Origin of the sequence: Rhodospirillum centenum SW, assembly GCF_000016185.1 — a bacterium.
Classification (GTDB): Bacteria; Pseudomonadota; Alphaproteobacteria; order Azospirillales; family Azospirillaceae; genus Rhodocista; species Rhodocista centena.
Map to the genome: position 1 here is coordinate 1,765,917 of NC_011420.2, position 18,700 is coordinate 1,784,616.

Here is an 18,700-nt window from a genome sequence, read left to right on the forward strand (position 1 = left end):
GTCGATTATGGAAGAGTACGCAAAGCACTGCGCGCTAGACGGCCGACTTGTCATGGTCGGTTTCGGCAGCATCGGTCAGGGCGTCCTGCCCCTGATCCTGCGCCACATCGAGATCGCACCCGAGCGCATCACGATCGTGACCGCCGATGAGCGGGGGCGTGCGGAGGCTGAGCATTACGGCATCCGCTTCATCAAGGAACCGCTGACCCGGGAGAACCATCGCGCCGTGCTGGACCCGCTGCTGGGCCGCGGCGACTTCCTGCTGAACCTGTCGGTGGACGTCTCCTCCGTCGCGCTGGTCGAGCTGGCGGCGGAGAAGGGGGCGATGTACCTGGACACCTGCATCGAGCCCTGGCCCGGCGGCTACACGGATACCAGCGTGTCGCCCTCGCTGCGCTCCAACTACGCGCTGCGCGAGAGCGCCCTGGCCGTGCGCCAGCGCCATCCCGACGCGCCGACCGCCGTCATCACCCATGGCGCCAATCCGGGTCTGGTCTCCCATTTCGTGAAGCAGGCGCTGCTGAACATCGCCGAGGATACCGGCCGCGACATCACCCCGCCGACGACGCGGGAAGGCTGGGCCGCGCTGGCGAAGGACCTGGCCGTCAAGGTCATCCACATCGCCGAGCGCGATACCCAGATCTCGTCCGTGCCGAAGCGGCGCGGCGAGTTCGTCAACACCTGGTCGATCGACGGCTTCGTCTCCGAGGGCTCGCAGCCGGCGGAGCTGGGCTGGGGCAGCCATGAGAAGACCTTCCCGGCCGACGGCTCCCGCCACGACTTCGGCAGCGGTGCCGCCATCTTCCTGAACCGGCCGGGCGTGACGCAGCGGGTGCGGACCTGGACCCCGATGGAGGGGCCGTTCCACGGCTTCCTCATTACCCACAGCGAGGCCATCTCCATCCCCGACTACCTGACGGTGCGCGAGGGCGGCGAGGTCGTCTACCGGCCGACGGTCCACTACGCCTATCATCCCTGCGACGACGCGGTGAAGTCGATCCACGAGTTCGCCGGCAAGAACTACGTCCAGCAGGAGACCCAGCGCCTGATCATGGACGAGATCATCGACGGCGTGGACGAGCTGGGCGTGCTGCTGGCAGGCCACGAGAAGGGGGCCTACTGGTACGGCTCGCAGCTCTCCATCGAGGAGGCGCGGCAGCTCGTCCCCTTCAACAGCGCCACCTCGCTCCAGGTCTGCGTGGCGGTGCTGTCCGGCATGGTCTGGGCCATCGAGAATCCCGGCCGCGGCGTGGTGGAGCCCGACGAGATGGACTACCGCCGCTGCCTGGACATCTGCATGCCCTATCTGGGCCCGGTGGTCGGCGCCTACACCGACTGGACCCCGCTGGAGGGCCGCAACAAGCTGTTCCCGGAGGACGTGGACAGCAGCGACCCCTGGCAGTTCAAGAACATCCGCGTGATCTGACGGGGCCTCCCGTCACCTCGCCGCAGGGATGCGCAGGGCCGGGGCGGGGGGCGACTCCCGCCCCTCTCCCTGTCTGCCGTCCCGGGCCCCGGTCGCCCCACGGACGGACCGACCGGGGCATCCCTGCCCTGCTGCCCCGCCGCCACCCTTTCCATTGCATGGCCGGCGGGGAGGGTTTACGAAACGGCACTCGGTGCGTGGTGCTGGGACCGTCTCCCGCGCCCGTTCCGTCCGCGCCGCAGACCGACCGCGCCGAGCCGACGATGACCGACGATCCCATCTCCCCTTCCATGGCCCTGCTGCCGGCGGGCCTGCGTGACCTGCTGCCGCCGGATGCCGAGCACGAGGCCCGCGTCGTCGGCCGGCTGATGAAGGAATTCACCCGCCACGGCTACGAGCGGGTGAAGCCGCCGCTGATCGAGTTCGAGGAGGGGCTGCTGTCCGGCCCCGGCCGCGCCCTGGCGAAGCAGACCTTCCGGCTGATGGACCCGATCAGCCAGCAGATGATGGGCGTGCGCTCGGACATGACGTTGCAGGTGGCGCGCATCGCCGCGACCCGCATGCCGAAATCGCCGCGACCCCTGCGCCTGTCCTATGCCGGGCAGGTGCTGCGGGTGAAGGGCACCCAGCTCCGCCCCGAACGGCAGTTCGGACAGGTCGGCGTCGAGCTGATCGGCGGCATGCAGGTGGAGGCCGACGCCGAGGTGGTGCTGCTGGCCGCCTCCGCCCTGGCGGCCGTGGGCGCCGACGGCGTCACCATCGACCTGACGGTGCCGACCCTGGTGCCCACCGTCTGCCGCGCCCTGAATCTGTCGGAGGCCGAGACGCGCTGCGTGCGCGACGCCCTGGACCGGCGCGACACGGCGGCCGTGGCCGCCATCGGCGGGCCGGCGGGGGACCTGCTGGTGCGGATCATGGCAGCCGGCGGCCCGGCGGCCGCGGCCGTGGCCGCCCTCTCCGCCGTGGACCTGCCCACCGTGGCCGAGCCCGACCGCTGGCGCCTGACCGAGGTGGTCAAGCTGCTGACGGCGGCGGCGCCGCACCTGAACCTGACCATCGACCCGGTTGAGCAGCGCGGCTTCGAGTACCAGACGGGGCTGAGCTTCACCATCTTCGCCCGCGGCGTCACCGGCGAGCTGGGCCGCGGCGGCCGCTACCGCAGCGGCGGCGACGGGGAGCCGGCCACCGGCTTCACGCTCTACACGGACACGGTGCTGCGCGCCATTCCCGGCCCGCCGCCGCCGCGCCGCATCCTGCTGCCGCACGGCACGCCCTATGCCGAAGGGGCACGGCTGCGCGACGAGGGCTGGCAGACGGTGGCGGTGCTGGAGCCCGGCGCCGACCTGTCCGCCGAGGCGCGCCGGCAGGGCTGCGGCCATCTCTGGGCCGGCGGCCGGATTCAGGAAATCCAGGACCGCCCGTAGGCGGTTCCCCATGGTTCAATCCGTCGGACCCGCGGCACCGCCCGGTCCGACCAAGAGCGGTCGAGGAGTTTCAGCATGGCCAACGTGGCGGTCGTCGGGTCCCAGTGGGGCGATGAGGGCAAGGGCAAGATCGTCGACTGGCTGTCCTCGCGGGCCGATGTCGTGGTCCGCTTCCAGGGCGGCCACAATGCCGGCCACACGCTGGTGATCGGCGATGTCGAGTACAAGCTGTCTCTGCTGCCCTCGGGCGTGGTGCGTCCGGGCAAGCTGTCGGTGATCGGCAACGGCGTCGTCGTCGATCCCTGGGCTCTGCTGCGGGAGATCGACACGATCCGCGCCAAGGGCGTGACGGTGACGCCGGAGACCCTGCTGGTGGCGGAGAACTGCGCCCTGATCCTGCCCCTGCACGGGGCGGTGGACCGGGCGCGGGAGGAGGCGCGCGGCGCCTCGAAGATCGGCACCACCGGCCGCGGCATCGGCCCGGCCTACGAGGACAAGGTGGCCCGCCGCGCCATCCGCCTGTGCGATCTGGCCGACGACCGGGTGCTGGAGGACAAGGTTGACCATCTGCTGTTCCACCACAACGCGCTGCTGCGCGGGCTGGGGGCGGCAGAGATCGACAAGGCCGAGCTGATGGCCCAGATCGCGGAGGTGGCGCCGCGCATCCTGCCCTACGCCGCGGTCGTCTGGCAGCGCCTGGACGAGGCGAAGCGGGCGCGCAAGCGCATCCTGTTCGAGGGCGCCCAGGGCGCCATGCTGGACGTGGACCACGGCACCTATCCGTTCGTCACCAGCTCCAACACCGTGGCCGGCAACGCCGCCGCCGGCAGCGGCATGGGGCCGGGGGTGGTCGGCTATGTGCTGGGCATCACCAAGGCCTACACCACCCGCGTCGGCTCCGGCCCGTTCCCGACCGAGCTGACGGACGCCACCGGCGAGCAGCTCGGCCTGCGCGGCCGCGAGTTCGGCACCGTCACCGGGCGCAAGCGCCGCTGCGGCTGGTTCGACGCCGTCATGGTGCGTCAGGCGATCAAGACCGGCGGCATCACCGGCATCGCGCTCACCAAGCTGGACGTGCTGGACGGCTTCTCCGAGCTGAAGGTCTGCACCGGCTACCGCTATCAGGGGGAGATCATCCACCACCTGCCGGCCGGACAGACCGCACAGGCGGCCGTGGAGCCGGTCTACGAGACCTTCCAGGGCTGGAGCGAGAGCACCCGCGGCGCGCGGTCCTGGGCCGACCTGCCGGCGACGGCGGTGAAGTATGTCCGCCGCATCGAGGAGCTGGTGGAGGCGCCGGTCACCCTGCTGTCCACCAGCCCGGAGCGCGACGACACGATCCTGATGCGCGATCCGTTCGAGGACTGACGCGCTCACGGGCGGCGCACGCGGGCGGCGCACGCGGGCCGGGTCGGCGAAGAACGGGGCGCGGTATTAAAGAAGGGTTAGAATTCTGCGGCGGGTGCGGTTGAGAAACCGTAAAGTGTCTGTGATAATTACCGAAATACTCTATTAGACAGACCCGCCGCCCCAACCACCGGCCGGACGATGGCGACCGCCGCACAGAAAGCCGTTCCCGATCTCGCCTACGAGCCCGTCGATCTCGGCGGGCGCTGCGAGATCCTGCCCGGGTCGCGGCTGCCCGACCTCGACTCCCCGGCCGGACCGTCCTTCGTCGCGCGCAGCAAGCGCGAACGCAGGACGGAGCTGTTCGCCACCATCGTCGAGACGCCGGTGCCGGCGCGGATCGAGATGCTGGCCACCCTGCGCGGCCTGGAGCATCCCCACATCCTGCGGGTGGTGGACTGGGGCACGGTGACCTGGCCGCTGGAGTCGCGCCGCCGCTTCGCCATCGTGTTCGAGCGGCCGGCCGGGCGCCGGCTGATGGACACCCTGTCGGACGTGCGCGACCCGATGGGCGAGGACGTGATCGTGCGGCAGATCATGCCGGCGATGCTGTCCTGCCTGAAGGATCTGGGCAGCCGCGGCATGACCTGCGGTGCCCTCCGGCCGACCAACCTGTTCTTCCGCGATCCCGCGGCCGGCGGAATCCTGCTGGGCGACTGCGTCAGCGTGCCGCCCGGCTATGCCCAGCCGCTGCTGTTCGAGCCGGCGGAACGGGCCATGGCCCAGCCCGCGGGACGCGGCCCCGGCACCATCGGGGATGATCTCTACGCCCTGGGCGTCACGCTGCTGATCCTGGCGGTCGGTCGCAACCCGGTCCGCGCGCTGGATGATGAATCGCTGCTCCAGTCGAAGATCGACCGCGGCACCTACATCACGCTGGCCAGCGGCGTCCGCCTGCCGCAGACGCTGATCGAGCCCCTGCGCGGCCTGACCATCGACGATCCGCGCCAGCGCTGGACGGTGCAGGACCTGGACCTCTGGCTCCAGGGCCGGCGGCTGACGCCGAAGCAGGCCAGCACGATCAAGCGCGCCGGCCGCCCGTTCGAACTGAACGGGCAGGAGATCTACCATTGCCGGCCGCTGGCCCGTGCCCTGGCGGCACAGCCGGCGGTGGCGGCCCAGATCATCGAGCGCGGCGATCTGGACAAGTGGCTGCGGCGCAGCCTGTCCGACGACGCGCGGGCCGAGGCGGTGCAGGCAGCCATCGAATCCGCCGGAGCCGGCAGCCGTCCGGCCAGCCTGGAGGACCGGGTCGTGGCCCGGACCTGCATCGCGCTCGATCCCGCCGCCCCCATCCGGTACAAGGGCCGCATCGTCATGCCCGACGGCATCGGCACGGCGCTCGCGGAGGCCGTCGCCACCGGCGGCGGCGGGCAGCAGGCCATCGCCGAGATCCTGCTGGCGCAGCTTCCCATGTTCTGGGTCAGCAGCCAGGTGGATTTCCGGCCCGAGCATGTGCCGATGGTGCAGTCCTTCGACTACATGCGGACCCTGCTGGAACAGACCGGCCCCGGCTTCGGGCTGGAGCGCGTGCTCTACGAGATGAACCCGGCGCTGCACTGCCTGAGCCCGCAGATCGCCGACCAGCACGCGCTGACGCTGTCCGACCTGCTGCTGGCGCTGGACACGGCGGCGGCCAGCCCGGTGCACGGCCGCGACCCGATGGACCGGCACGTCGCCGCCTTCATCGCCACCCACCACAAGCGCCTGAACGACCGGCTGCTGAACCCGCTGGCGGCGGTGGGGGACAACACCCGGCGGCTGATCGCCACCCTGAGCATCCTGGCCGACGTGCAGTCCCGCTACGGACCGGCCAGCCTGCCGAACCTGTGCCAGTGGCTGGTGTCGCTGCTGGACCCGGCGCTGAAGCGGTTCAAGAACCGCCGGACCCGGGACCGGATCAAGCAGGAGGCGCAGCGGCTGGCCCGCGACGGCTCGCTGGAGGCCTTGCTGAAGCTGCTGGACGATCCGCAGACCCTGAAGGCCGACGAGCGCGGCTTCATGCAGGCGATGCAGAAGCATGAGAGCCTGACCCGCCAGATCGACAAGCTCAAGCGCGGCATCGACAACCGCGGCGTCATCGCCGAAGGTACCGGCCGACAGATCGCCGCCGTGGCCTCCAGCGTCATCGCCATGGCGATGCTGATCGTGATCGTCCTGCTGATGGCGGGGACCCCATGAGGCGCGACACCGACCGGTACGGCGGCGAACGGCGCGGCGGCGGCGGGCTGCTGCTGCTGCTGGCCCTGATCCTGCCCTTCGGGCTGGTCGTCATGCCGACGACGATCCTGATGCTGGCCGCCCTGGTCCCCACCCTGGTCGCCTATGTCGTGGACCGCGATCCGGAGAAGTCGGCGCCGCTGACCGTGGGGGCGATGAATCTCTGCGGCGTCATGCCCTTCGCCATCCGGCTCTGGCAGGACGGGCACACGATCGAGCTGACCATGCGGATGCTGGCCGACCCCTATACCTGGCTGGTCATGTATGGCGGGGCGGCGATCGGCTGGCTGCTCTATTTCGGCATCCCGCCGCTGGTCGCCGGTGCCGTCGTCATGCGCGACGGAACCCGCATCCGCGAGATGGAGGAACAGCGGCGCCTGCTGGTCGAGGAGTGGGGTCCCGAGGTCGCCGGCCGCACGCCGGAGACCGAGCCCGCCGACCTGCCGGCCGAGGCAGAGCGCGTCCGCGGCCTGCTGCCCGCCCCGGCCCGGGGCACCTGAACCGGCGGACGCCCGACCGCGACCGCCACGCCCGCGACGGAGGAGAACGATGGCGCACGCTGATCGGGTCTGGTTCATCACGGGGGCGTCGTCGGGCTTCGGCCACGCCCTGGCGCAGGCGGTGCTGGCCCGTGGGGAGCGCGCGGTGCTGACGGCGCGCCGGGCCGGGCTGCTGGAGCCGCTGGCCTCGGCGCACGAGGGCCGCGCCCTGGCGCTGCCGCTGGACATCACGGACGCGATCGCCCGGGAACGGGCCGTGGAGGCCACGCTGATCCGCTTCGGCCGGATCGACGTGCTGGCCAACATCGCGGGCCGCGGCTCGCTGGGCGCCGTCGAGGAGTTCTCCCCCGACCAGTTGCGCGGGCAGATGGAGCTGAACTTCTTCGCCGCGGCCGAACTGACCCGGGCCGTGCTCCCCGTCCTGCGGGCGCAGCGGTCGGGCCACATCCTGAACCTGACCAGCATCGGCGGGCTGGTCTCCATGGGCGGCTTCGGCGTCTACTGCGCCTCCAAGTTCGCCCTGGAAGCCTGGAGCGAGGCGCTGCGCGACGAGGTCGCCCCCTTGGGCATCCGCGTCACCATCGTCGAGCCGGGCGCCTTCCGCACCGACTTCGCGGGCGATGCCAACCTGCGGCCGGCCCACCGCATCGACGCCTACCGGCCGGTGATCGGCCCCGTCGAGACGTTCCTCTACGGTCAGGCAGGCCGGCAGGCAGGCGACCCGGCCCGCGCCGCCGAGGTGATGATCGCAGCGGTGGACAGCGACGTCCCGCCGCTGCGCCTGATGCTGGGAAGCGATGCCTACGAGCTGTGGGAGCGTACCGTTGCGGCCCGCACCGCGGACCTGGCGGCCTGGCGGGAACGCGGCGAGGCAACCGCGTTCCCGGATGCCGGAACGGTCCGGATCGGCCCGGGCTGACCGGCCCGGTACGGGCTGACTGCCAGCGGGCCGGGAACGGCGGCCGGATCAGACCAGCCGCTGTTCCTCCGCGGCGCTGCGGATGGCCTTCTGCAACTTCTCGAAGGCCCGCACCTCGATCTGGCGGACGCGCTCGCGGCTGATGCCGTACTGCTGCGACAGGTCCTCCAGCGTGGTCGGGTTGTCGCGCAGGCGGCGCTCCACCAGGATGTGGCGCTCGCGGTCGTTCAGGGTCTTCATCGCCTCGGCCAGCAGGGCCTTGCGCTTGCCCAGCTCCTCCCGCTCGCCCAGGCGGATTTCCTGGCTCTCGGACTCGTCCACCAGCCAGTCCTGCCACTCCCCCTCGCCGTCCACGCGCAGGGGCGCGTTCAGGCTGTGGTCGGGGCTGGCGAGACGCCGGTTCATGTTGACGACGTCGCTCTCCGGCACGTCCAGCGTCTCGGCGATCTTGCGCACCGTCTCCGGGTGCAGGTCGCCTTCGTCGATCGCCTGCATCTGGCCCTTCAGCTTGCGCAGATTGAAGAACAGCTTCTTCTGCGCGGCCGTCGTGCCCATCTTCACCAGCGACCAGGAATGCAGGATGTATTCCTGGATCGCGGCCCGGATCCACCACATGGCATAGGTGGCAAGACGGAAGCCGCGGTCCGGATCGAACCGCTTGACCGCCTGCATCATGCCGACATTGCCCTCGGAGATCAGTTCGGAGAGCGGCAGGCCATACCCCCGGTAGCCCATGGCGATCTTGGCCACGAGGCGGAGATGGCTGGTGACGAGCCGGTGCGCGGCATCGGTGTCCCCGTGCTCGCGCCAGCTCTTGGCCAGCATGTACTCCTCCTCCGCCTCAAGCATGGGGAACTTGCGGATCTCCTGGAGATAGCGCGCAAGGTTGCTCTCGGAGTTGATGACAGGAACGGCGGGCAAGGTGCTGCTCATGGCTTCACCCCCTCGGGGCCTCCCTCAGCCTGGATTGCCCGCGGAACGGCGTTCCGGTCCGCGGGGACTGGGCGGGCATGTCAGAATAACCGACTTCTCCACTCAGCAATAGCATCATAGCGTTTCAAGACCTTGAATCAGTCCCGCGAGGTCTTCCGGCAGGGCTGCCGTGAAACCCAGCTTCAGATCGGAAGCCGGGTGCCGGAATTCCAGGGCCGCCGCGTGCAGCGCCTGACGGGGAAAGCCCGCCAGCGCGCGCAGCACCGGCTCCGGTGCGGTTCCCTTGCGCGGCGGCCGCAGCCGCCCGTAGAGCGGGTCGCCCACCAGCGGGTGGCCGACATGGGCCATGTGGACCCGGATCTGATGCGTGCGCCCCGTCAGCAGCTTGCATTCCACGAGGCTGGCGAGCAGCCCGAAGGAGCGCACCACCCGGTAGCGGGTGACCGCCGGCTTGCCGCCGCGCGACAGCACCGCCATCCGCTTGCGGTCGCCGGGATGGCGTCCGATGTTGCCCTCGATCACGCCCTCGCGCGCCGCGGGCACGCCCCAGACGACGGCCAGGTAGGTGCGCGACAGGCTGCGGTCGGCGAACTGCGCCGTCAGCCCCTGGTGCGCCCGGTCCGTCTTGGCCGCGACCAGCAGCCCGCTGGTGCCCTTGTCCAGCCGGTGGACGATGCCGGGCCGGCGCACGCCGCCGATGCCCGACAGCCGGTCGCCGCAATGGGCCAGCAGCGCGTTGACCAGCGTGCCGTCCGGGTTCCCGGCGGCGGGATGCACCACCATCTCGGCCGCCTTGTCGATCACCAGCAGATCCTCGTCCTCATGGACGATGGCGAGCGGGATCGCCTGGGGCAGCGGCACCGCCGGCTCCGCCGCGGGCACCAGCACCTCGACGATCTGGCCGGGTTTGACCCGCCGGGAGGCGTCGTCTATGGTCTCGCCGCCTGAGGAGACGCAGCCCTGGTCGATCAGCGACCGCAGCCGCGAGCGCGACAGGCCGGCCCCGCCCAGGGCGTCCGACAGCACCTTGTCCAGCCGGTCCCCCGCCCGTCCGGCGGCGACCTCGACCTGGTGGCGGACCGCCTCCGACGGACGCTCGCCGGAAAGGTCGTCGCCCGTGGCTCCGTCCTCCAGGTCGTCCTCGCCGGCAAGGTCGTCCGGCAGGGCGTCGTCCGGATCGACCCAGTCCTGCCCGGCCGCCTGGATCATCGCCGCCGGGCCCGCTTCGGAGGCATCGGCGCCGTGCAGGCCATGAAAACTCTTCTCGCCGTCATGGGCGTCCTGATCGTCCTGGGCTTCGCGTTCGTGGGATTCGAAATCTACCAACGCGCCACGGACCCCGATCATCCGCGCGCCTTCGGCCGGGCCGCCCCGACGGCGGCCGGCACTCCCGCGGCGGTCGTGGACGCGGGCACCGGCACCCTGCTGCCCGCCGGCAGCAGGATCGGCCAGATGCTCGTTCTCAACAACCGCGTGCTCTACCATGTGACGCTTCCGGACGGCAGTGAACAGATCCAGCTCCTCGACCCTGCCAACGGTCGGGTGCGCATCGCTGTGACGGCACCGCCCAGCATGGCGGCTGGCCCGGCCGCGACGCCGTGACGCCCGTCACAGGATTTCCTTATACACCGACCACCGTTCCGCCGGGGCCTCTCCGATGAACTTCATGAGCGATAATGTCAGCGGTGCGGCGCCGGAGATTCTGGCGGCGCTGGGCGAGGCCTCCGCCGCCGGGCCGATGCCCTCCTACGGGGCCGATCCCGTGACGGCGCGGCTGCACGACCGGATGACCGCCCTGTTCGGCACGCCGGTGACCGTGTTCCCCGTCGCCACCGGGACGGCGGCGAACGCGCTGGCCCTGTCCGCCCTGACGCCGCCCTACGGTGCGGTCTACTGCCATGCCGAGGCGCACATCAACGTGGACGAATGCGGCGCGCCGGAGATGTTCACCGACGGCGCCAAGCTGATCCCGCTGCCCGGCGCGCAGGGCAAGCTGACCCCGCAGGGGCTGGCCGACGCGCTGGCGCGGGCGCCTGTCGGATTCGTCCACGCGGTCCAGCCGGCGGCCCTGTCGCTCACCCAGGCGACGGAAGCGGGCACCGTCTACACCCCCGACGAGGTCGCCGCCCTGTGTGCCGTGGCGAAGCGGCACGGGCTGAAGGTCCACATGGACGGCGCCCGCTTCGCCAACGCCGTGGCCTCCCTGGGCTGCGACCCGGCCGAGGTGACCTGGCGCGCCGGGGTGGACGTGCTGTCCTTCGGCGCCACGAAGAACGGCGCCCTGGCGGCGGAGGCGGTGGTGTTCTTCGACCGCGCGCTGGCGGAGAGCTTCGGCTACCGGCGCAAGCGGGCCGGGCATCTGTTCTCCAAGATGCGGTTCCTGTCGGCGCAGCTCGACGCCTGTCTGGCGGACGGGCTGTGGCTGCGGCTGGCCGGGCATGCCAACGCCATGGCGCAGATGCTGGGCGCCGGGCTCGCCGCCCTGCCGGGGGCCGCGCTGCGCGCGCCGGTGGAGGCGAACGAGGTGTTCGTGGAACTGCCCGAGACGGTGACGGAGGGGCTGCTGGAGCGCGGTTTCCAGTTCTACCGCTGGGACGGGGCCGTGGTGCGGCTGGTGACGGCCTGGAACACCCGCGCCGAGGACGTGGCCGCCCTGGTCGCCGCCGCCCGGGAGCTGGCCTCCGGCACCCCCGCCGGCGGGAGCGAAAAAAAGGCTTGATCGCCCCGGAGGGTTCCCCTATAAGCCCCCTCCACGACGGCCTCGTCCCCTTCGTCTAGAGGCCTAGGACACCGCCCTCTCACGGGCGGTAACAGGGGGTTCGAATCCCCCTAGGGGGACGCCAATCTTTACGCGGCTGACACCCGCTGGCACCGCCCGGTGCCCCGTCGGCTTTCATCAGTTTCTACGCTCTTCACCCTGATTGCCGCGCCCACAGGATCGTGGCGCAGGTCCGGCCGCTGCCCGGCCGGCTGGCTCAGGCGGCCTTGGCCCGGCGCTCTGCCATCGTGAACCTGACGCGCCCATGCCGCTCGTCGTCGCGTTCGTTCAGGCCCTCCAGCACCCGGCCGGCAAAGTCGGGCTGTAGACGCCGAACGGCCACGAAGAGCCGCAGGGCATGATCCACCGTGGGCGTGATGGCCTCAAGTGGCGCACCGTCGAAGCGGGCGATCTGCGAACGGGACAGGCCGACGACCTGCCCCAGACTCTCCTGGGACAGATCCGGCAAGTCATACCGCCGCGCCTAAGCATTGACACATGGGAGCCACGGATAGCTGGTGAGGGAGCGTAGACGTTCTGGTGTGGCGGTGAGGGCGTTCCAGGCGTCGCAGCAGGCTTGGACGACGGCGTCGTAGTCGTCCAGGATCTGGTGGGACAGAAAGCGCTCGCGCAGGTACAGCCAGACGCGCTCAACTGGGTTGAGTTCGGGGCTGTAGGGCGGGAGCGGGACCAGCGTGATGTTGTCCGGGACGACCAGCGCCCGCGCTCCGTGCCAGCCGGCCTGATCGAGCACGAGCACCGCCTGGACGTCCGGTTCCAGGCTCCGGGAGAAGCCGTCCAGGAACAGGCTCATGGCGGTGGTGGAGACGGTCGGCATCACCAGCGCGAAGTCGGCGCCGCTGGCCGGGCAGACGGCGGCGTAGAGCCAGGCCGAGGTGAAGCGCTTGTCGCACAGCCCAAGCGGACGCTGCCCGCGCTCCCACCAGCGATGCGCGGTGCGGCCCTTCTGGCCGATGCGGGCCTCATCCTGGAACCAGAGCTGGAGGCGGCGCTCCGGATGCGCGGCACCTGCGGCCTTCAGGGCTTCGCGCAGCCCCTTTTTTGGAAGGCGGCCTGGGCCTTGGCGTCGGACTGCGGATGGCGGGGCCGCGTCTTCTGCTTCGACAGGTTGAGCCGGCGCACGATGCGCGACAGGCTGGCCGGATGCAGCGTCTTGGCGAAGCGTTCGGCGATCACCTCGCACAGGATCGGCAGGGTCCATTCCACGCAGCCATGCCGCTTGGGATCGGGGCCAGCGAGGATGATGGCCTTGAGCGTCGCCTGCTCGCCTTCGCTCAGCCACTCCGGCCGGCCGGGCAGCGGGCGGTCGTAGAGCCCGGCTACGCCTTCCGCGTTGTAGCGCACAACCGCGTCGCGCAGGGCCTGGCGGTCCATGCCGGCCAGCCGCGCCGCTTCCGCCCGGCTCACCCCATCGAGCGCATGGGCGATGGCGAACATCCGCGCCGCCACCCGCCCTTTGCTCTCCCGCCGCGCCAGGGCACGCAATTCGCTGGCGCTCAGGTCTTCCCGGATCGGCAACGCCGCTGGCATTCGCTCCTCCCCATCGCGATGGGGAATCGAATCACGGATTGCCAGCCTTGGGAATCCCTCTCAGTGTGTCAGCGGCTCCGCTCGCCGGTATCACGCAGAAAGCGCACTTCCTGCCCGCGGATCGGCGCGGTACTCGGTGGTGCCGTGCAGTCCGCCGTGCATGAGACCTTCGCGCTTGCCTGACCGCCCACCGTCAATCGGCTTACGTGAGTTGGCGTTGCGCTGGCGGCGTCCAGAGTTGTATTCCCGAAAACCATAGTGCAGTCTGCCAGACGCGGTGAATAACCCGAACACGCAGCGATGTCCTGCATCGCCAAGCGTCCACGCCGTAAGCGGTTCACCGACTGTCATAGGGTCATCCTGGGTTCAGTTCTATGCCGTCCACGCCCGATCCGGTTGCTCTGCTGAATGCCTGGCTGGCACTGGAGGCGTTGCAGCCACAGACATTCCCGGAGCAGGATGCCCTGATCAGCGACGAGCCGCCGCGCCGGAAGCGTGGGGAACCCCGCAGGGTGCCACCTCGGCTGCTGCTGCCGTTTGATGTCAGATCCGGCCAGATGCCCTGGACCAGCCCTGCGGGTGACCGGGTGGGGTTGAAGCTCTCCGACGAAGAGACTATCCGCTGGTACTTGCCAGTCGCCTTTGCCAAGGTCAAACCGGCCGTCGAACTGCTGGTCAGGAATGTCGAGCCGGATGGCCCGGAGCGGGAGCAGGCGTCTGGGGTCGCCGTGCTGGCGTTGGCATCCTTCGATGAACGGGGTTTCCCATCGTCCAAGGTGCTGCTGTCCAGTTTCGGCTGGGCCTGCGGAGAGGTTCTGGCTGACCGGATATCCGGCTTGCACCGGTATGAGGACGTCCAGGACGACCTGTGCCGGGAGATCGGTGACGCGCTGATCGAACGCGACGAGGACGGCTGCCAGATTCCGACGACCAGGCGCGGATTCATCCTCGGCATGAGCGCGCTGGAGCGGTGCCTGAACCTGCCGAAGGAAGTGCTCGAGCGACCGCGGGTCGCCATCCGCGTCATCGGGGACGGCGAGAAGGAACCGGCCGACATCATCAACAGTTTCTTCCTCCGCGATCTGCACCGCATCCGCACCGTCGTTCAGGCCGGTGGAGGCGGGCCGATGCTGAAAACCTATCTCGGGAGCCGGCCGCCGTCGCACCGCCGCGACGTGCTGGCCGACAAGGCGCTGCTGGAGGATCTGCTGGCACCGCGACGGCTGCCCCTGGCCCGCTGGCCGGCTCCGAAGCCCGCCAAGCTGGTGACGTTGCAGCAGGCGGCGGTGAACGCCGCCATGCGCGATCTGGCGGATGGCGGGATACTCTCCATCAACGGGCCGCCCGGCACAGGCAAGACGACGCTGCTGCGCGACGTAGTCGCTGCCGTGATCCTCGACCGGGCCGACGCGCTGCTCGGGTTCGAAGACCCGGCATCCGCCTTTTCGTCTGCGGACCTCGTCGCCGAAGGTGGCCGCCGGCAGACGCTCTACAGCCTGGACGCCCGGCTGCGGGGGCGCGGCATTGTAGTCGCCTCCTCGAATAACGCCGCCGTGCGGAACGTCAGCGCCGAACTGCCTCTCGCCGGAACGGTGGATTCGGATTTCGCCGTGCGCCATTTTCCCGGCACCGCCGATACTGTTCACGGCAAGGCGGAGAGTTGCTGGGGGCTCATCGCCGCGGTGCTCGGCAACATGACCAACCGCACAGAATTCGTCGAGGACGCCTGGTGGCATCCGGATTGGGGGTTGGAGAAGTACCTTGCCGCCGTGACCGGACGGGTGAAGCGCGACCGTGCGGGCGATCCGCCCCCGACAATCGTCGAGGTCGAGACGCCGCCACGGAGCAAGGCGGCGGCCATGGAACGCTGGCGCCAGGCTTGCCTTGACTACCGGGAGAAGCGGGCATCGGCCGCGAGCATGCAGGCGTTGCGCGAGCAGATCCGCACGGCGCTGTGGACGGCGGCCTCGGTCCAGCAGGCCATGGACGATGCCCATGCGGCGCACCGTGCCGCGGCCGAGGATGCGGACAAGGCACGGGAAACCCGCCGCGCTGCGGAACTGGCGCTGGCGCGGCTCGACGCCGCGGTCGCCGATGCACGCCGTCTGCTCGACGGCAATACCGCGCTTCAACCGGTTCCTGTTTTCCGCTGGCTGGGCCTGGATGCCCGCTGGCGGCAACGGCAGGAGGAGGCGATGAACCTCCTGCGGCGCATGCTGGCCGACCAGGAAGCTGCCCGAACCGAACTGTCTGCCGCTGGGATCCGGATGGAGACGGCGGACGCACGGGCAAGAACGGCCGAGGCCGCACTGACAGCCAGCCAGGAGCGATGGGCCCAGTTGCGTGACCTGGAGGACCGGTGTCCTGAGATCTGCGCCGGCACCCAGCTAGGGCCGTCATTCTGGAGCGGCTCCCACAAAGCCATTCACACTGCCAGCGCCTGGGCGGACCCTGATTTCACCGCAGCGCGGGATGAGATGTTTGCCGCCGCGATGCGGCTGCACCGCGCGTTCATCGACGCCGCCGCCGGGCCGATGAAGTCGAACCTCGGGCTGATGATGGATCACCTCAAGGGCAAGCGCATTCCGTCCGGCGCCGATGCCCATCTTGGCGATCTGTGGGACAGCTTTTTCCTGATGGTCCCGCTCGTATCGACGACCTTCGCCTCGTTCGACCGGCTGATGGACGGGATGGGCGAGGGAGCGATTGGCTGGCTCATCGTCGATGAAGCCGGTCAGGCGACACCGCAGGCGGCGGCTGGCGCCGTGTGGCGGTCGCAACGAGCGCTCATCATCGGTGATCCGCTTCAGATCGAACCGGTGTCGAAGGTTCCCACGGGTCTCGTCCGGGCAATCTGCACCAGCTACGGGGTACACCCCGACCTCTGGGCGGCGCCGCGTGCATCGGCGCAGACCCTCGCCGACGCGGTCAGTCCGCTCATGGCCCGTATGGGCGCGGGCACCGATGCCCGGGAGATCGGCCTTCCGCTTCTCGTGCATCGTCGCTGCCAGGACCCGATGTTCTCGATCTCGAACGAGATCGCCTATGGCGGATTGATGGTGCATGCGGCAGGAGATCCGGCATCCCCCATCGCCGACGCCCTGTCGCCGTGGCTTGCCGGCAGCGCCTGGATCGACGTCCGCTCCAACGCCGAGAAATGGAGCAAGACGGAAGGCGAAGCGGTCGTCGATCTCCTGCGGAAGCTGAGCCTCCGGGGCATCCGGAAGCCCAGCCTGTATATCATCTCACCCTTCCGGGTCGTGGCGGACAAGCTCAGGAGTTCTGTACTCAAGAGCGGCGTCCTCGATGAACTGGGCATTGAGGGAAAGAAGCCGAAGGAGGATTGGGGGAGGACGCACATCGGAACCGTCCATACCTTCCAGGGCAAGGAGGCGGAGGCCGTGCTGCTGGTCCTGGGGGCCTCGGCGGATACCAGTCGCGGATCGCGGAACTGGGCGGGCGGGACGCCGAATATCCTGAATGTCGCCGCCACGCGGGCGAAAAAGGTGATGTACATCGTCGGCTCTCACGCAGCCTGGGTCAACACCGGGGTGTTCGCCGTCGCGGCCACAGCACTCCCCGTCGTGTCTTGGCCGTTCGATCTGCGTGAAACTCCCGATGAAGGCAATGAACTGCCCTTCGAATTGGAAGACAGTGCCGACGAGGAGGAAGCCGCCTTGTCATTGGCGGAGTGATGTGTTTGCCCGGTCTCTGACACAGAGGTTTGCCGGCGGGGGGAACGCGGCATGGTGGCCGCAACCTGCTGTCGGGAGGTGGACATCACCCTTGCAGGGTCAGGACGCAGGATGCCGTGCGCCTTCTAGCGCTCCTTCTCCGGATGGCCGATGACGATCACCTTGGCTGAATCCGCCGCGCGCTGATGAATCAATCGCTTGGCATGCATCAGCATGCAGGTTGGCCCGGTTGATCTGCCGTAGGACGGGAGGGGAACCAGAAACAACTTAGCGTTGTTGCTGTATTTTCGGCCAGCTTCAAACGGTACGGGAAACGGCGTTACACAGAACGATGGTGTCGATTCACCTCGGCCCTGGCCGGTGAGCATCCGGGACCTGTAGCAGGAACATCCCTTTCCGCCCGGCCTATCTCCTGTCGTTCAGGCTCGGAAGCCGGGTAGAGATACTGAGCCGACGCGGTTCACCCCCCTCTCCCGATCCCAACCCCGGAGCCTCCATGCCCCTCTCCTTTCTCTCCCGCCGCCGGCTGCTGCTGGCGGCCCTGGCCGGCGGGCCGCTGCTGCTGGCGGGGGGTGCCGCGCGAGGCGGCGGGCCGGCGGACGGGCCGGGGACGGACGAGGCCGCGGCCGTGGCGGGGTTGCATGCGGCGCTGGCGGCGCGGGTGGATGCGGTGCCGGGACAGGGGGCCGTGTTCCTGGCGAGCTACGAACCCGATCCGGCCACCGGGCCGCTGGAGCCGGCGCTGCGCGGCGCGGCCTTCACCTATGACAACGCGCTGGCAGCCATGGCGCTGCTGGCGCGCGGGGACCGGGCACGGGCGCGGCGGCTGGGGGGCGGCCCTGGCCGCGGCGGCCGCAGGCGACCGGCACTATGCCGACGGGCCGGGTGCGCAACGCCTACCGCGCCGGCCCTGCGGCCACCCCGCCCCTGCCGCCGGGCTGGTGGGACGCGGGCAGCGGCATCTGGGCCGAGGACGCGACCATGGTCGGCACCGCCACCGGCAATGTCTGCTGGGCGGCGCTGGCCCTGCTGGCGCTGCACGACGACGCCAGGCATGCCGGGGATGCCGGGAGCGGCGCCGGAGCCGGAGCGCCCGTCGGAGAAGACTGGCTTGGGGCGGCGCGGCGGCTGCTGGGCTGGGTCGCGGCCACAGTGCGCAATCCCGCCGCGGCGGGCGGCTTCGCCGGCGGGTTCCACGGCCACGAGCCGGCGCCGGTGCGGCTGGGCTGGGTCTCCACCGAGCACAACATCGACGCCTTCGCCGCCTTCTCCTGGCTGGCGCGGGCCACGGGCGAGAGCCGGTGGGAGGCGGAGGCGGCGGAAGCCGGCCGCTTAGTCGCCGCCATGTGGGACGCGCAGGCGGCCCGCTTCCTGACCGGCACGCTGCCCGACGGGGTGACGCCCTCGCGCGCCGGCAGCTATCTGGACGCCCAGCTCTGGCCGCTGCTGGCCTTCCCGGACGGACCGGCGCGCTGGGGCCGGGTGCTGGAGACGGTCGCCGCCACCCACGCGGCGGAGGGCGGGCTGGACTTCAACGGCGACCGCGACGGTCTCTGGGTCGAGGGCACGGCGCAGGGGGCGCTGGCCTGGCGCCGGGCGGCCCTGGACGGCCGGGTCGAGGCACGGCGGCTGCTGGCGGTCGCCCTGGCCGAGCGGGCGCCCGGCGGCCTGCTCCAGGCCACGCGGGCGCCGTCCATCAGCACGGGCCTTGCGCTGGGGCCGGACTCCACCGAGCCCGACTTCCGCTACTACCGCCGCCCGCACCTGGGCGCCACCGCCTGGGCCGTGCTGGCGGCGGAGGGCTGGAACCCCTTCACCGGGCGCCGGCTGGACTGACGGCGGCGAAGCCGGCCGGCCCGAGACAGAC

14 protein-coding genes and 1 tRNA gene are annotated in these 18,700 nt (G+C 70.4%); 11 read left to right on the forward strand and 4 right to left on the reverse strand.

All coding sequences use genetic code 11. The annotated features are described in order from the left end of the window. Window positions 1-7 precede the first annotated feature (7 nt). The 6 genes from RC1_RS08235 (at window position 8) to RC1_RS08260 (ending at window position 7,896) form a co-directional block, all read left to right on the forward strand. Window positions 8-1,426, forward strand: coding sequence for a homospermidine synthase (locus RC1_RS08235; RefSeq protein ID WP_012566901.1), 1,419 nt, complete (start codon window positions 8-10; stop codon window positions 1,424-1,426). Between the two features lie 263 nt (window positions 1,427-1,689). After that, window positions 1,690-2,850 (forward strand): ATP phosphoribosyltransferase regulatory subunit, encoded by a 1,161-nt coding sequence (locus tag RC1_RS08240; protein WP_012566902.1) that lies wholly within the window; start codon window positions 1,690-1,692, stop codon window positions 2,848-2,850. Window positions 2,851-2,925: 75 nt separating this feature from the next. Beyond that, on the forward strand, window positions 2,926-4,218 hold the full coding sequence (locus RC1_RS08245) for an adenylosuccinate synthase (RefSeq protein ID WP_012566903.1): 1,293 nt from the start codon (window positions 2,926-2,928) through the stop codon (window positions 4,216-4,218). A gap of 180 nt (window positions 4,219-4,398) precedes the next feature. Continuing rightward, window positions 4,399-6,438, forward strand: coding sequence for a protein kinase family protein (locus tag RC1_RS08250; RefSeq protein WP_012566904.1), 2,040 nt, complete (start codon window positions 4,399-4,401; stop codon window positions 6,436-6,438). Then, a complete protein-coding gene (locus RC1_RS08255; RefSeq protein ID WP_012566905.1) occupies window positions 6,435-6,977 on the forward strand; it encodes a hypothetical protein in 543 nt (180 codons plus the stop codon). The genes RC1_RS08250 and RC1_RS08255 overlap by 4 nt, the downstream gene beginning before the upstream one ends. 49 nt (window positions 6,978-7,026) lie before the next feature. After that, entirely contained in the window at window positions 7,027-7,896 is an 870-nt protein-coding gene (locus RC1_RS08260; RefSeq protein ID WP_012566906.1) for an oxidoreductase, read from the forward strand. 48 nt (window positions 7,897-7,944) lie between these two features. Here the strand turns inward: RC1_RS08260 and rpoH are convergent, their stop codons facing one another. Next, window positions 7,945-8,829 (reverse strand): RNA polymerase sigma factor RpoH, encoded by an 885-nt coding sequence (gene rpoH / locus RC1_RS08265; protein WP_012566907.1) that lies wholly within the window; start codon window positions 8,827-8,829, stop codon window positions 7,945-7,947. A 114-nt stretch (window positions 8,830-8,943) separates the two neighbouring features. Further along, entirely contained in the window at window positions 8,944-10,038 is a 1,095-nt protein-coding gene (locus RC1_RS08270) for an RluA family pseudouridine synthase (RefSeq protein ID WP_012566908.1), read from the reverse strand. A gap of 42 nt (window positions 10,039-10,080) precedes the next feature. On the opposite strand from RC1_RS08270, the gene RC1_RS08275 reads away from it, so the two are divergent. The 3 genes from RC1_RS08275 (at window position 10,081) to RC1_RS08285 (ending at window position 11,672) form a co-directional block, all read left to right on the forward strand. Then, window positions 10,081-10,431 carry a hypothetical protein gene (locus RC1_RS08275; protein WP_148213418.1) on the forward strand — a complete coding sequence of 117 codons (351 nt, stop codon included), beginning with the start codon at window positions 10,081-10,083 and terminating at the stop codon, window positions 10,429-10,431. A 55-nt stretch (window positions 10,432-10,486) separates the two neighbouring features. Beyond that, a complete protein-coding gene (locus RC1_RS08280) occupies window positions 10,487-11,548 on the forward strand; it encodes a threonine aldolase family protein (RefSeq protein WP_012566910.1) in 1,062 nt (353 codons plus the stop codon). 44 nt (window positions 11,549-11,592) lie between these two features. Next, window positions 11,593-11,672, forward strand: a tRNA-Glu gene (locus RC1_RS08285). A gap of 132 nt (window positions 11,673-11,804) precedes the next feature. On the opposite strand, the gene RC1_RS08290 is transcribed toward RC1_RS08285, so the two are convergent. After that, on the reverse strand, window positions 11,805-12,056 hold the full coding sequence (locus RC1_RS08290) for a hypothetical protein (protein WP_012566911.1): 252 nt from the start codon (window positions 12,054-12,056) through the stop codon (window positions 11,805-11,807). Between the two features lie 15 nt (window positions 12,057-12,071). Next, window positions 12,072-13,138 (reverse strand): IS630 family transposase gene (locus RC1_RS20740; protein WP_085978997.1). Its coding sequence is split into 2 segments (ribosomal slippage): window positions 12,072-12,650 and window positions 12,653-13,138, totalling 1,065 coding nucleotides; the frame shifts between segments, so codons are not numbered across the junction. Window positions 13,139-13,512: 374 nt separating this feature from the next. Here RC1_RS20740 and RC1_RS08305 point away from each other — a divergent pair. Together RC1_RS08305 and RC1_RS21730 are read left to right on the forward strand one after the other, a co-directional pair. Then, window positions 13,513-16,833, forward strand: coding sequence for a DEAD/DEAH box helicase (locus RC1_RS08305; protein WP_041785237.1), 3,321 nt, complete (start codon window positions 13,513-13,515; stop codon window positions 16,831-16,833). An 870-nt stretch (window positions 16,834-17,703) separates the two neighbouring features. Next, window positions 17,704-18,669: a hypothetical protein gene (locus RC1_RS21730; protein ID WP_012566917.1), complete on the forward strand. Its 966-nt coding sequence runs from the start codon at window positions 17,704-17,706 to the stop codon at window positions 18,667-18,669. Window positions 18,670-18,700 lie beyond the last annotated feature (31 nt).